Source organism: Azospirillum terrae (genome assembly GCF_053470425.1).
Genome location: NZ_JBPXMR010000004.1, coordinates 115,629 through 127,915, shown reverse-complemented (window position 1 = coordinate 127,915; position 12,287 = coordinate 115,629). Strand labels below are relative to the sequence as shown.

Annotated in this window: 14 protein-coding genes; 8 read left to right on the top strand and 6 right to left on the bottom strand. The window is 67.6% G+C overall.

Features of this window, described 5'->3' with window-relative positions; all coding sequences use genetic code 11:
• The first annotated feature begins 1 nt into the window (after window position 1).
• The 3 genes from ACSVDD_RS12975 to ACSVDD_RS12965 all read left to right on the top strand — a co-directional run bounded on the left by ACSVDD_RS12975 (window position 2) and on the right by ACSVDD_RS12965 (window position 2,378).
• Window positions 2-712 carry an ABC transporter ATP-binding protein gene (locus tag ACSVDD_RS12975; RefSeq protein ID WP_448190065.1) on the top strand — a complete coding sequence of 237 codons (711 nt, stop codon included), beginning with the start codon at window positions 2-4 and terminating at the stop codon, window positions 710-712.
• Window positions 712-1,071 carry a DUF6867 family protein gene (locus tag ACSVDD_RS12970; RefSeq protein WP_448189781.1) on the top strand — a complete coding sequence of 120 codons (360 nt, stop codon included), beginning with the start codon at window positions 712-714 and terminating at the stop codon, window positions 1,069-1,071. Before ACSVDD_RS12975 ends, ACSVDD_RS12970 begins: the two co-directional genes overlap by 1 nt.
• A 203-nt stretch (window positions 1,072-1,274) precedes the next feature.
• On the top strand, window positions 1,275-2,378 hold the full coding sequence (locus ACSVDD_RS12965) for a branched-chain amino acid ABC transporter substrate-binding protein (protein ID WP_448189780.1): 1,104 nt from the start codon (window positions 1,275-1,277) through the stop codon (window positions 2,376-2,378).
• 78 nt (window positions 2,379-2,456) lie between these two features.
• Here ACSVDD_RS12965 and ACSVDD_RS12960 read toward each other — a convergent pair whose 3' ends face one another.
• A complete protein-coding gene (locus ACSVDD_RS12960) occupies window positions 2,457-2,711 on the bottom strand; it encodes a hypothetical protein (RefSeq protein ID WP_448189779.1) in 255 nt (84 codons plus the stop codon).
• A gap of 252 nt (window positions 2,712-2,963) precedes the next feature.
• Between ACSVDD_RS12960 and ACSVDD_RS12955 the strand changes: the two genes are divergently transcribed.
• The 5 genes from ACSVDD_RS12955 to ACSVDD_RS12935 all read left to right on the top strand — a co-directional run bounded on the left by ACSVDD_RS12955 (window position 2,964) and on the right by ACSVDD_RS12935 (window position 6,742).
• Window positions 2,964-3,173 carry a hypothetical protein gene (locus tag ACSVDD_RS12955; RefSeq protein WP_448189778.1) on the top strand — a complete coding sequence of 70 codons (210 nt, stop codon included), beginning with the start codon at window positions 2,964-2,966 and terminating at the stop codon, window positions 3,171-3,173.
• A 644-nt stretch (window positions 3,174-3,817) separates the two neighbouring features.
• Entirely contained in the window at window positions 3,818-4,834 is a 1,017-nt protein-coding gene (locus ACSVDD_RS12950; protein ID WP_448189777.1) for an OmpA family protein, read from the top strand.
• Between the two features lie 113 nt (window positions 4,835-4,947).
• Window positions 4,948-5,619 carry a TIGR04283 family arsenosugar biosynthesis glycosyltransferase gene (locus ACSVDD_RS12945; protein ID WP_448189776.1) on the top strand — a complete coding sequence of 224 codons (672 nt, stop codon included), beginning with the start codon at window positions 4,948-4,950 and terminating at the stop codon, window positions 5,617-5,619.
• Entirely contained in the window at window positions 5,616-6,218 is a 603-nt protein-coding gene (locus ACSVDD_RS12940; protein WP_448189775.1) for a TIGR04282 family arsenosugar biosynthesis glycosyltransferase, read from the top strand. The genes ACSVDD_RS12945 and ACSVDD_RS12940 overlap by 4 nt, the downstream gene beginning before the upstream one ends.
• An 83-nt stretch (window positions 6,219-6,301) precedes the next feature.
• On the top strand, window positions 6,302-6,742 hold the full coding sequence (locus tag ACSVDD_RS12935) for a DUF4383 domain-containing protein (protein WP_448189774.1): 441 nt from the start codon (window positions 6,302-6,304) through the stop codon (window positions 6,740-6,742).
• Here the strand turns inward: ACSVDD_RS12935 and ACSVDD_RS12930 are convergent.
• The 5 genes from ACSVDD_RS12930 to ACSVDD_RS12910 all read right to left on the bottom strand — a co-directional run bounded on the left by ACSVDD_RS12930 (window position 6,739) and on the right by ACSVDD_RS12910 (window position 12,271).
• Window positions 6,739-7,443 carry an RluA family pseudouridine synthase gene (locus tag ACSVDD_RS12930; RefSeq protein ID WP_448189773.1) on the bottom strand — a complete coding sequence of 235 codons (705 nt, stop codon included), beginning with the start codon at window positions 7,441-7,443 and terminating at the stop codon, window positions 6,739-6,741. The genes ACSVDD_RS12935 and ACSVDD_RS12930 overlap by 4 nt on opposite strands.
• Before the next feature lie 10 nt (window positions 7,444-7,453).
• The gene (locus ACSVDD_RS12925) at window positions 7,454-7,771 is read right to left on the bottom strand and encodes a CcdB family protein (protein ID WP_448189772.1); all 318 of its coding nucleotides are present in this window, start codon (window positions 7,769-7,771) and stop codon (window positions 7,454-7,456) included.
• On the bottom strand, window positions 7,771-8,022 hold the full coding sequence (locus tag ACSVDD_RS12920; RefSeq protein WP_448189771.1) for a type II toxin-antitoxin system CcdA family antitoxin: 252 nt from the start codon (window positions 8,020-8,022) through the stop codon (window positions 7,771-7,773). The genes ACSVDD_RS12925 and ACSVDD_RS12920 overlap by 1 nt, the downstream gene beginning before the upstream one ends.
• A gap of 111 nt (window positions 8,023-8,133) precedes the next feature.
• Complete coding sequence (locus tag ACSVDD_RS12915) at window positions 8,134-9,768, bottom strand: fumarate hydratase (protein WP_448189770.1); 1,635 nt, start codon at window positions 9,766-9,768, stop codon at window positions 8,134-8,136.
• 595 nt (window positions 9,769-10,363) lie between these two features.
• Entirely contained in the window at window positions 10,364-12,271 is a 1,908-nt protein-coding gene (locus tag ACSVDD_RS12910) for a nitric oxide reductase activation protein NorD (protein WP_448189769.1), read from the bottom strand.
• Window positions 12,272-12,287 lie beyond the last annotated feature (16 nt).

Genomic DNA, 12,287 nt, shown 5'->3' with positions numbered 1-12,287 from the left:
CATGCTCAAGGTATCGGGGGTGCACACCTACTACGGCGCCATCGAGGCGCTGAAGGGTGTGGACGTTGAGATCAACGAAGGCGAGATCGTCACCCTGATTGGCGCCAACGGCGCCGGCAAGTCGACGCTGCTGATGACGCTCTGCGGCTCGCCGCAGGCACGCCAGGGCCGAATCAGCTTCCAGGGCGAGGAGATCACCAAGCTGCCGACCTACGAGATCGTGCGGCGCGGCATCGCCCAGAGCCCGGAGGGGCGGCGCATCTTCCCGCGCATGTCCGTGCTGGAGAACCTGCAAATGGGCTCCATCACCGCCAAGCCGGGCAGCTTCGACACCGAGCTGGAGCGGGTCTTCCACCTGTTCCCGCGCCTGAAGGAGCGCATGCACCAGCGCGCCGGCACCATGTCTGGCGGCGAGCAGCAGATGCTCGCCATCGGCCGCGCGCTGATGAGCCAGCCCAAGCTGCTGCTGCTGGACGAGCCGTCGCTGGGTCTGGCGCCGCTGGTGGTCAAGCAGATCTTCCAGGTCATCCGCGACATCAACCGCGAACAGGGGATGACCGTGTTCATGGTCGAGCAGAACGCCTACCACGCGCTGAAGCTGGCGCACCGCGCCTACGTGATGGTGACCGGCCGCATCACCATGAGCGGCACCGGCGCCGAACTGCTGGCGAACGAGGAGGTGCGCTCCGCCTATCTCGAGGGAGGCCACTGATGGAAAGCGTTCTCGGCTCCTCGCTGCCGGTGTTCATCGGGCTGACGCTGGTGGTGTTCGGCGGCTGCGGCTTCCTCACCGGCCAGTCGCTGGCCGAGGGGTGGAAGCCGCTGCCCATGGTGTTCGCCTATTCGGTCCTGATGGGGCTGGGCGACCGCTTCCTGGTCTTCGGGCTGTTCGACGGGCCGCTGCTGTCGCTTCCGGGCTTCGTGACGCACACGCTGGCGATCACCGTGATCACGTGGGTGTCCTACCGCATGGCGCTGGCGCACCGCATGGTGTCGCAGTACCCGTGGCTTTACGAGCGTTCCGGGCCGTTCGGCTGGCGCGAGAAGATCGGCGCCCGGGTCGCCGGCTGAGGGGGGCGGTTGAGCGGATCTTCGCGCCCTGACCTTAAGTCCATCTCTGACCTTAGGCCCTGACCTTAGGCAATGTGTCGCATCGCCCGGCGGGTGGACTATAGTAGAACCAAATCCTGCCGGACCCCGTGCAAAGCGGGGCCGGCGGTAGGGGCCCACAGCGGGGCTCAGGTTGTGACTCACAACAGGGAGCGAACTGGACAATGAATTACAAGCACATCCTCCTCGCCGCCGTCGCGGCGACCGCGCTGGGCGCCACCTCGGCCAAGGCCGACATCGCGGTGGCCACCGCCGGCCCGATCACCGGCCAGTACGCCTCCTTCGGCGAGCAGATGAAGAAGGGCATCGAGATGGCCGTGAAGGACATCAACGATGCCGGCGGCCTGCTCGGCCAGAAGCTCAAGCTGGAAGTGGGCGACGACGCCTGCGACCCGAAGCAGGCGGTGGCCGTGGCCAACGACCTCGCCAAGAAGGGCGTGAAGTTCGTGGCCGGCCATTTCTGCTCGGGCTCCTCGATCCCGGCCAGCCAGGTCTACAACGAGGAAGGCGTCCTGCAGATCTCCCCGGCCTCGACCAACCCCAAGCTGACCGAGCAGGGCTTCAAGAACGTCTTCCGCGTCTGCGGCCGTGACGACCAGCAGGGCATAATCGCCGGCAAGTACCTCGTCGAGAAGTACAAGGGCAAGAACGTCGCCATCCTGCACGACAAGTCGGCCTACGGTAAGGGCCTCGCCGATGAGACGCAGAAGGCGCTGAACGCCGCCGGTCAGAAGGAAAAGGTCTACGAGGCCTACACCGCCGGTGAAAAGGACTACTCGGCGCTGGTGTCCAAGCTGAAGCAGGCGGCGGTCGATGTCGTCTACATCGGCGGCTACCACACCGAGGCCGGCCTGATCGCCCGCCAGATGAAGGATCAGGGTCTCCAGGCTCCGATCGTTTCGGGCGACGCGCTGGTCACCAACGAGTACTGGTCCATCACCGGCCCGGCCGGCGAAGGCACCATGATGACCTTCGGCCCCGACCCGCGTGAGATGCCGGAAGCCAAGGCGGCGGTCGAGAAGTTCCGCAAGGCCGGTTACGAGCCGGAGGGCTACACCCTCTACACGTACGCCGCCCTGCAGATCTGGGCCGATGCCGTGCGCAAGGCGAACTCCACCGACATCGCCAAGGTGACGCCGATCCTCCACAAGGAGAAGTTCTCCACCGTGATCGGCAACATCGGTTTCGACGCCAAGGGCGACGTGACCACCCCGGCGTACGTCTGGTACCGCTGGAACGCCGACGGCAAGTACGCCATGGTGAAGTAACGAACGCGCGCCGAAAGCGTATGTTCGCCAGGGGGCTCGGCGGGAAACCGCCGGGCCCTTTCTTCGTGTGGGGGCGGGTTACGTGGCGAAGCCCTCGGGCACGGGCGATCTCGGGGGCGCGCCGGGCATGACGGCGCCCGGACGCTCCGTATGCACGCGCTCGGCGAGCAGGCGTTCCGAGGTGCGCATCACGTCGCGCCAGAACGCCGCTGCGCGCAGATTGTTGGTGGCCGTCAGTTCGACGAGTCGAACCCGGCTGATGCGGATGGCGGTCTCACCCATCTCATCGACGAGGCGAGTCGCGAAGAGAAGCACATCGGAGTCGATCTTCATGCTCTTATGAACCGCAGGTTCGGCGTTTCTGTTCCATGCACGCATCGGAGTTTTTGCTGCGCTGCGGTGGTGCCGCGCAGGGGTGGCTGTTGCGGTGCGGCGACACGCGGCTGGCCATACGGACGTGTCCCATAACGGACACTCGCCATTCCGGGGGGGATTTGTGCTTCAATGGGGGTGCCGATCCTGGTCGAGGGGCGGCACCGCGCGGCTCCCTCCGGGGGCTGGCGGCTTATGGCGTTGGAGAATGGCATGCGCAGAAAGCGCGAGATCGTCGAAGGACAGGTGTTCCGCAAGCTGGGTCCCGGCGGCGGGATCTGGGAAGTGGTGGCGATCCGCAAGGACGGCATGGGCACGCAGCATGCCCAGATGAAGCGTGCGGACGACCCGCACACGCTGAAGACGTTGGCCGTCGTGACTCTGCTCGATCCCCACCAGTTCGAGTGGCTCAGCGAAAGCTGAGCGATCGCGCACCCTCCACGGTACCGGGCGCACCACCGGCCGCTGGCGCGGCCGGTGGCTGTCGCGCGTGCCGGTGCCAGCCCGCCCAAGCCGCCCTTGCTCCTGGTGGTCCTGCGGCGCAGGACCGTAATCCTCATCGGCGGGGCGCGTCCGCGCGTTGCCGGGCGGATGAAACACCGACCAAACACGCGTTTCATAGTGTTTCATTGTGTTTCATCCGACATCGCTGAAGGGGTGCAACGCTCCATCACATCGCGTTGCACAGCGTTGCATCGGGTTGCATCCATCGCTCCGCTTCAGTGTTGCCTGCGCGACACGGGTCCCGTGGAGGTAACCGATAAAGATAAGGCTTTGAAGGGCTTTTGGGGCCGGTGCCGGGAGGCCGAACCCGCCATTTTGTGCCGCATAAATGTCACAGGCCGGGACTTCCTGCGGGTGGGGGGATTGCCGCATTGCGGCATCATTGGTATTTGTGGCGCGGAGATTTCAACCGCCGACGAATCGTGGCGGGCCAAATCGGCGGCGAGGCGCGAGCAACCGGTGCACGCCACGTCCGAAGGGACACGGGCGGCCATCGCCTGCGGTGTCCCGGTGGTGCTGGTTTCCGTGGTCCGGCGATGCCGTCATTGAAGGGGAACAAAAAAATGAAGATCCGTGGGATTCTGCTCGCCACCGCCGTCGCGCTGCTGCTGCCGACCGCCGCCATGGCCGCGAACGAGGGCTTCTACGTCGGCGGCGCCGGCGGCTTGAACTGGACCCGCGACGCGGATTTCCGCGTCCCGTCGCTCCCGTCGGCCACCTTCAAGTACGATCAAGGCTGGGTCGGTTCACTCAGCGCCGGTTACGCCACCGCGATGGGCATTCGCGCCGAGCTGGAGGGGAACTACCGCTGGGGCAACGACATCAGCAGCACCCGGCCGGCCTCCGCCGCCAGCGGCAAGGTTCGCTCGCTCGGCTTCATGGGCAACCTGCTGTACGATTTCAACACCGGCACGCCCTTCACCCCGTACCTCGGCGTCGGCGCCGGTATGGCTCAGGTGAAGCACGACGCGCGCCTCGGTGCGACCAGCGTCTCCGAGTCGGATTGGGTGTTCGCCTACCAGGGCATCGCCGGTGTCGCGTACAACGTGACCAACAATCTGGCGCTCACCGCCGACTACCGCTACTTCGCGACCCAGGATCCGAAGTTCGACGTCCTCGGCACCACCGCCAAGGGCGAGTACCGCAACCACAGCATCCTGGTGGGCCTGCGCTACTCGTTCGGCGCCCCGGTGGCGTCGGCCGCGGCTCCCGCCGCCCCGCCGGCCCCGGTCGCCCAGCAGCCGCAGACCGAATACCTGGTGTTCTTCGACTGGGACAAGGCCAACATCACCCCGGTTTCCGACAAGATCATCGGTGACGCCGCCGCCGCTGCGGGCAAGCTGCGCGCGGTCGGCATCCACGTGATCGGCCACACCGACACGTCGGGCAAGCCGGCCTACAACCAGAAGCTTTCGGTGCGCCGCGCCGATGCGGTGAAGCGCGCCCTGATCGCCAAGGGCGTCCCGGCCAATCAGGTGTCGATCGAGGGCAAGGGCGAGAGCAGCCTGCTCGTCCCGACCGGCGCCAACGTGCGCGAGCCGTCGAACCGCCGCGCGCAAATCCTGATCCGCGTGCAGTGATCGGGATCGGCTGTCGCGGGGGCTTCCCCGCGGCGCCGGCCAAAGCGTTCGGAAGGGCACCGCTGCAAGGCGGTGCCCTTTCCGTTTCCGGGCACAACGCCGATACTCAGTCGATGGACTCCGCCCTCGACATCGTCATCCCCTGCCTGAACGCCGCCGGCACCCTGCCGGCGACGCTGGCGGCGCTCGGCGCCGGGGCACGGGTGATCGTCGCCGATGGCGGCTCCACGGATGGCACCGCCGCGCTGGCGAGCGCTGCCGGTGCGCGGGTGATCGAAGCGCCGCGCGGTCGCGGGCCGCAACTGGCGGCGGGTGCGGCGGCGGGACAGGCGTCCTGGCTGCTGTTCCTGCACGCCGACACGAGGCTCGGCCCCGGCTGGCGGAGCGCGGTGCAGCGGCACGTCGAGGACCCGGAAACCCTTGAGCGCGCCGGCTATTTCCGCCTGCGCTTCGACAGCCCCGCCGCTCCGGCGCGGCGGTGCGAGCGTGCGGTGGCGTGGCGCAGCCGCGCGCTGGGGCTGCCCTACGGCGACCAGGGGCTGCTGATCGCCCGCAGCTTCTACGAGCGCCTCGGCGGCATCCGACCGCTGCCGTTGATGGAGGATGTGGATCTCGTCCGCCGCGTCGGCCGGCGGCGGCTGGTCGCCCTGGAGGCCGACGCGGTCACCTCGGCGGCGCGCTACGAGCGCGACGGCTGGCTGTTGCGTCCGGTGCGCAACCTGACCTGCCTGTCCCTGTACTTCGCCGGGGTGCCGCCCCGGCTGATCCGCCGGCTGTACGGATGAGGGTGCAACACCTCGTCCTTTTCGCGCGCGAGCCGCGCCTGGGCCGGGTGAAGAACCGGTTGGCGGCCGGCATCGGCGCGCTGGCGGCGCTGCGCTTTTACCGGGCGATGCTGGCCGGTCTGCTCGCGCGGGTCGGGCGGGATCGCCGCTGGCGGGTGTGGCTGGCGGTGACGCCGGACCGGGCGGTGACGGCCCGCCACTGGCCCAAGGGAGCGCGCGTCACCGCGCAAGGCGGCGGCAGCCTGGGCGCCCGCATGGCGCGGCCCTTGCGGGATCTGCCGCCCGGTCCGGTGGTGATCGTGGGCAGCGACATCCCGGACGTGGACGCGCCGCACATCGCCGCCGCCTTCCGGGCGCTGGGCCGCCGCGAGTTCGTTTTCGGCCCGGCCACGGACGGCGGCTACTGGCTGGTCGGCTCGTCGCGCCGCCGTCTGCCGCGCGGGCTGTTCGAGGGCGTGCGCTGGTCGAGCCCGCACGCGCTGGCGGACACGCTGGCCACTCTGCCGCGCGGCGCCTTGGTGGGCTTTGTCGATACACTGGACGATGTGGACGACGTGGATGATTGGCGACGTTTTTTGGGACACTCCCGAAAGAAGTAACCCACCAGTGGAGGGATGCCCGACTGAACCAACCGCGTGTTTGGGCCGTAATCGACTCCAGATATGTTTGGATGGAGAGCCCCATGTGGTCTCGTTACACCGCGCTGATCCTTGCCGTGGCGTTCGCGGGCGCCGGACTTCTTGGCTTCGTTCCGGCGGCGCTGACGCCGCCGACCGATGGCGCCAACCTCGCCGTCAATTCCATGCACGGCAATTTGCTCGGGATCTTCCCGGTCAATGTCGTGCACGACCTGATCCATCTGGCCTTCGCACTGTGGGGCTTCTTCGCCTTCTTCAGCGGGGCGCCCAGCGCACGCGGCTATCTGCGCAGCGTCGCGGTCATCTACATCGCCCTGGCGGTCCTGGGCTTCATCCCCGGCCTCAACACGGTGTTCGGTCTGGTGCCGATCCACGGCAACGACATCTGGCTGCACGGTCTGATCGCCATCGTGGCGGGCTGGGTCGGCTTCTTCATGACCGACCGTGACCGGGTGGCGAGCACGGAGGCGGGCTGGCGTGCCTAAGCGCCGGTCTGATCCTGGTCCGGGTTGAAGCCGCAGGCCTTCAGCGCGTCCAGCATGTGCGCCGGCACCGGCGCGGTCACCGCGACCGGCGGCTTCTTGGGGTAGAGCGGCAGCACAATGGCGCGCGAGTGCAGGTGCAGCCGCCCCTCCGGCCCGCCGTACTGCGGGTCGCCCAGCAGCGGGCAGCCGATGGCCGCGCCATGCACGCGGATCTGGTGGGTGCGCCCGGTGTGCGGGATGAACTCGATCCAGGTCAGCCCGTCGGCGCGGCCCTTGACCGCGTAGTCGGTGACGGCGGTCTGGGCGTCCGCATCCCCGTCCTGAGCGGTGACGATCCGCCAGCCGCCGGTGCGGTTGCTGATTTTCTTCAGCGGCAACTCGATGCGGCCTTCCGCGGCGGGTGGGGAGCCGGCGCACACCGCCCAGTAGGTCTTCTCGACCCGGCCTTCCTGGAACAGCTTGCCGAGCCGGCGCAAGGCCTTCGGATGCCGCCCCAGCGCCAGACAGCCGGAGGTGTCGCGGTCCAGCCGGTGCGCCAGCCCTGGCGGCTTTGGAAAGCCATAGCGCAAATGGTCGAAATAGCGTTCGAGGTTGTCGCCGCCGCCGGGACCGGCGTGCACCGCCAGCCCGGCCGGCTTGTCGATGACGAGCAGCAGGCCGTCCCGGTAGAGGACGCGGGCTTGGATCTGGTCGGGGGTCATGCTGTGCCTATTATCCCCACGCCCGCGAAATCAGCAGGTCGATGGCGGCGATGATCCGGTCGCCTTCCGGTTCGAGCGAGCAGACGAACTCGCCGAGGTGATCGCCGGGCAACGAGACGATTTGCAGTGGGTGAAGCACGACGGTTCGATCCTCGATGAGGAAGGATGGAGTAAAATTCGGCTCCACGACGCGGACCATGGTGCCGTCAAGCAACGGAGCGACGACCCTTCGGCCCGATGTGTCAAAACGCCGGGACTGCACGATCAGCAGATAAGGGATGCCACTTTTTTGTCGGCCGCGGTTCCGGTGAACGTCGAACTGCGCCATCAGAGGTCGATGTAGTCGTCGGCAAAGGAGCCGAATTTCGCATCGAACTCGTTCAGCGCTGCTATGGCGTCGTCCAGCCGCTTCTCGCGTTCATCCAACCGCTTCTGCTCCTCCGTCACATAATCGGCGAGCAGCTTCTCCACCTGATCCGACAGGTTGCCGGTGAAGGCGCGCGCTTGACGGACCAGATCCTCGTTGAGGGACAGGTTCACCGGGCGCTTCGGGGCGTGGGCGTCGTAGCCGAGCGGCATGGGGGGCTCCATCACGTCATGCGCATGATATGCGCATGATGATGGTGGTAGCAACTGGAACCCCCCCGCAAGAGGGCGAGAGGGCTTGCCGCCCTCTCGCGCTTCACATCCTTACGGCAGGTTCAACTCCTTGAAGAAGTCGTTGCCCTTGTCGTCGACGATGATGAAGGCGGGGAAGTCCTCCACCTCGATGCGCCAGATGGCTTCCATGCCCAACTCGGGGTATTCGACCACCTCGACCTTCTTGATGCAGTCCTGCGCCAGACGCGCCGCCGCACCGCCGATCGAGCCCAGGTAGAAGCCGCCGTGCGCCTTGCAGGCCGCCGTCACCTCGGGGCTGCGGTTGCCCTTGGCGAGCATCACCAGAGACCCGCCCGCCGCCTGGAACTGGTCGACGAAGCTGTCCATGCGGCCGGCCGTGGTCGGGCCGAACGAACCGGACGGCATGCCTTCCGGCGTCTTCGCCGGGCCGGCGTAGTAGATGGGGTGGTTCTTGAAGTAGTCCGGCAGCGGCTCGCCGGCGTCCAGGCGGGCGCGCAGCTTGGCGTGCGCCAGATCGCGGGCGACGATCAGCGGGCCGGTCAGCGAGACGCGGGTGCGGATCGGGTGCTGCGAGAGGATGGCGCGAATCTCGCTCATCGGCTTGGTGAGGTCGATCTTCACCACCTCGCCGGCCAGCGCGCTGTCCTCGATCTCCGGCAGGTACTTGGCGGGATCGGTCTCCAGCGCCTCCAGGAAGATGCCGTCCTTGGTGATCTTGCCCACCGCCTGACGGTCGGCCGAGCACGACACGCCGATGCCGATGGGCAGCGAGGCGCCGTGGCGCGGCAGGCGGATGACGCGCACGTCGTGGCAGAAGTACTTGCCGCCGAACTGCGCGCCGATTCCCATGCCCTGCGTCAGCTTGTGGATGGCGGCTTCCATCTCCAGGTCGCGGTAGGCGTGGCCGGTCTCGGAGCCCGCCGTCGGCAGGCTGTCGAGGTAGCGGGCCGAGGCCAGCTTGACCGTCTTCAGGTTCTGCTCGGCGCTCAGGCCGCCGATCACCACGGCGAGGTGGTAGGGCGGGCAGGCCGAGGTGCCGAGATACTTGATCTTGTCTTCCAGGAACTTCAGCAGCCGGTCCGGCGCCAGCACCGACGGCGTCGCCTGATGCAGGAAGGTCTTGTTGGCCGAGCCGCCGCCCTTGGCCATGAACAGGAACTTGTAAGCGTCCTCGCCCTCCGAATAGATCTCGATCTGGCCGGGGAGGTTGTTGCGGGTGTTCTTCTCCTCGTACATCGACAAGGGCGCCAGCTGGCTGTAGCGCAGGTTGCGCTTCAGGTAGGCGTCGCGGGCACCGGCGGACAGCGCGTCCTCGTCGCCGCCCCTGGTGAAGACGCGGCGTCCCTTCTTGCCCATGACGATGGCGGTGCCGGTGTCTTGGCACATCGGCAGCGTGCCGGCGGCGGCGATGTTGGCGTTCTTCAGCAGGTCGAGCGCCACGAACTTGTCGTTCGGCGAGGCCTCCGGGTCATCCAGAATGCCGCGGATCTGCTTGAGGTGGCCCGGCCGCAGCAGGTGGTTGATGTCGCTGAAGGCGGCTTCGGCCAGCAGGCGCAGGCCCTCCGGCTCGACCTTCAGGACCTGCTCGCCGTCGAACTCGACGACGGAGACGTGGTCGGAGGTGAGCTTGCGGTAGGTGGTCTCGTCCTTGCCGAGCGGGAAGAGGGTCGCGTACCCCGGGGCCAGGCTGCTGTCGTCGGGCATGAAAGGCGTTCCTTCGGTTTGTTCCGTCCGCGGCGTTCGCCTCCTGCTCCGCCTCCGGCCGTGCTGCCGCTGGCGCCCCCCGGTGTGCTACGGGAAGCGCGCGAAGGGGAGGGGGCGTTTTCGGGGCTTCTTATACACCCGTTGGGGCCACAGACAATGCTTCGCTGCCCCGCGCCGGCCGATGGCCCGCGGATAAAAAAACGCGTCCCTCGATCCTTGGATCAAGGGACGCGAAAGGGGCATCCTATGGGAGAGATGGTGCCACGCGAGCGTGGCAACAAAAAAGACCAGCAAAATGATCTTCGGCCACTCTTCTATTCAAAAAGCGGATGCCGCACATTGACAACGGTCAAGCGTTGAGAATCCTTCTAAAAAGGCGTGTGTTCGTGAGAACGCGCGGGGTGTTCTGGCGGATATTGATAATAATCAAGTGGGGATTCGTGGCGTTGCACCCCCACCCCATCCCTCTCCCGCTGGGCGGGGGAGGGGGTTGGATTCTTGCGCTCGCAAATAAGCGGCGGAGTTCCCTCCCCTGCGAAGCGGGGGAGGGTTAGGGTGGAGGGTCGGCGAAAGCGCTCCGCCAAATCGCCGGAAATCAGCGCGCCAGTTGCCGGTACAGCGCCGGCAGGGCGGTCGTCAGGCGGCCGATGTGCGGGAAAATCGCATAGGCACCGCGACCGAACAGCGTCGGAAAATAGTCCCGCGCCTCGGCGTCCACCGTGATGCCGAACACCGCCAAGCCTTCCTTGCGCGCCTCGATCACCGCCTTGCGGGTGTCCTCGATGCCATAGCGGCCCTCGTAGTGGTCCATGTCGTTCGGCTTGCCGTCCGACAGCAGGATCACCAGCTTCTGGCGGTTCGGCCGTTCGGCCAGACGCTTGGTGACGTGGCGAAGTGCCGCACCGATGCGCGTGTAGTGTCCGGGCTTGAGCGCCTGGATGCGCCGGTCGATCCTGGGCGACTGCGTCTCGTCGAAGTCCTTCAGCGTCTGCACGTTGACGAACGAACGCTTCTTGGAGGTGAAGGCGAACACCGCGTGCTGGTCGCCGCAGGCGGTCAGCCCGTGCACCAGCGCCAGCAGCGCCTCCTTCTCCACATCCAGCACGCGGCGGTCCTCGATCCACGAGTCGGTGGACAGCGACACGTCCACCAGCACCGCCACCGCAAGGTCGGGCAGGGCGTTGCGGACCTGGAGATAGACGCGCTCGTTGGCGATTCCGCCGGCACGCTTGTCGGCGTGGCTGCGGACCAGCGCGTTGAGGTCCACCTCGTCGCCGTCCGGCTGGCCGGGGAAGATCATGCGGCGCGGGCGCAGGGCCTCGAACTGGCGGCGGACGGCGCGGATGCGGCGGCGCGAGGCGTCGTCCGGCTCCCACTCCTCACCTTCCTCCGACGCCGGGCCGGCGATCACGCGGCAGTAATCCTTGTGATAGACGCCCCGGCTGTAGTCCCACTCCGGGTAGGTGATCTCGGCGCGGATCGGCGTGGTGTCGACGGCTGACGGAGCGATGTCCAGGTCGAGCTTCAGCTTGGTCGACGCCTTGCGGTCGTTGGTGCCCAGCGCGATCTCGTCGGTCTCGTCGAGGGCCTTCTGGGCGCCGTCCTGGTCGTCGTCCTCGGTCTTGCGGTTGAGGTTCAGCATCTCCGCGATCGACATCACCGTGTCGAAGCGGTTGAGGATCAACGGGTCGTCGCGGTTGCTCTGGTCGCTGTCCCGGCGGGTGGCCTTGCGGCGCTGGCTGTCCTTCTGCTCGCCGTTGGCGGACTCCGGGTCCGCGTCGTCGGGGTGCTCGACGGCGGCGCTGGGCGGGCGGTTCACCGCCTCGCCCCACAGCGGGACGGGGAGGAAGGGCTGGTAGCCGTGCTCCGCCTTGAAGGACGCGAGCGGGACGGACTCGTCGAGGAAACGGCCGGCGGCCGAGTCGGGGTCGGCCAGCAGGGCCTGCACCGCGGCCTCGACTTCGGCTTCCTGTTTGGGAAGCTTGCGCTTCGGGCGGGCGGCCAGGGTGGCGATGGCCAGTTCGGCGTGGATGACGCGCAGCCCCGGCCAGCGCGCGATGGCGCGGCGGACCGCCGTGCGCGCGGCGCGCAGCGCCTGCACGTCGGCCTGCAAGGGATCCTCGGGGCGAGCGCCGAGGGGCTCGGCGTGCGCGAAGAACGCCGCCAGCCACTCGTACAGCAGCTCGTTCAGCCGGGCTTCCGGGAACAGGGCGATGCTGGGGGGGAGTTGCAGGACCTCACCGTCCAGCGACGCCTTGTCGATTTTCTCCGTGCCCAGGCCGATGCGGTCGAGCAGCGACAGCCGGTGGCCGGACGCCGCCTTGGCGCCGGCCGCAAGCCGCACGCCGTGGTCGCCGCCCAGACCGCGGTAGAACACCGCCAGCCGGTGCCGCAACGTCTCCAGCGACACGGCGGCCTCGGGGTGGTGCGGGTAGCTGGAGCGGTTGCCGACCAGACGGTGCCAGTGGCGTCCGACGAACTCCTCCGGCTCGAACATGCCCATGGCGGTTAGCCCCCGT

Coding starts and splice junctions, on each gene's coding strand:
- ACSVDD_RS12975 (WP_448190065.1), top strand. CDS start 2: ATGCTCAAGGTATCGGGGGTGCACACCTACTACGGCGCCATCGAGGCG.
- ACSVDD_RS12955 (WP_448189778.1), top strand. CDS start 2,964: ATGCGCAGAAAGCGCGAGATCGTCGAAGGACAGGTGTTCCGCAAGCTG.
- ACSVDD_RS12920 (WP_448189771.1), bottom strand. CDS start 8,022: ATGCCGCTCGGCTACGACGCCCACGCCCCGAAGCGCCCGGTGAACCTG.
- ACSVDD_RS12945 (WP_448189776.1), top strand. CDS start 4,948: ATGGACTCCGCCCTCGACATCGTCATCCCCTGCCTGAACGCCGCCGGC.
- ACSVDD_RS12940 (WP_448189775.1), top strand. CDS start 5,616: ATGAGGGTGCAACACCTCGTCCTTTTCGCGCGCGAGCCGCGCCTGGGC.
- ACSVDD_RS12950 (WP_448189777.1), top strand. CDS start 3,818: ATGAAGATCCGTGGGATTCTGCTCGCCACCGCCGTCGCGCTGCTGCTG.
- ACSVDD_RS12935 (WP_448189774.1), top strand. CDS start 6,302: ATGTGGTCTCGTTACACCGCGCTGATCCTTGCCGTGGCGTTCGCGGGC.
- ACSVDD_RS12925 (WP_448189772.1), bottom strand. CDS start 7,771: ATGGCGCAGTTCGACGTTCACCGGAACCGCGGCCGACAAAAAAGTGGC.
- ACSVDD_RS12910 (WP_448189769.1), bottom strand. CDS start 12,271: ATGGGCATGTTCGAGCCGGAGGAGTTCGTCGGACGCCACTGGCACCGT.
- ACSVDD_RS12915 (WP_448189770.1), bottom strand. CDS start 9,768: ATGCCCGACGACAGCAGCCTGGCCCCGGGGTACGCGACCCTCTTCCCG.
- ACSVDD_RS12930 (WP_448189773.1), bottom strand. CDS start 7,443: ATGACCCCCGACCAGATCCAAGCCCGCGTCCTCTACCGGGACGGCCTG.
- ACSVDD_RS12965 (WP_448189780.1), top strand. CDS start 1,275: ATGAATTACAAGCACATCCTCCTCGCCGCCGTCGCGGCGACCGCGCTG.
- ACSVDD_RS12970 (WP_448189781.1), top strand. CDS start 712: ATGGAAAGCGTTCTCGGCTCCTCGCTGCCGGTGTTCATCGGGCTGACG.
- ACSVDD_RS12960 (WP_448189779.1), bottom strand. CDS start 2,711: ATGAAGATCGACTCCGATGTGCTTCTCTTCGCGACTCGCCTCGTCGAT.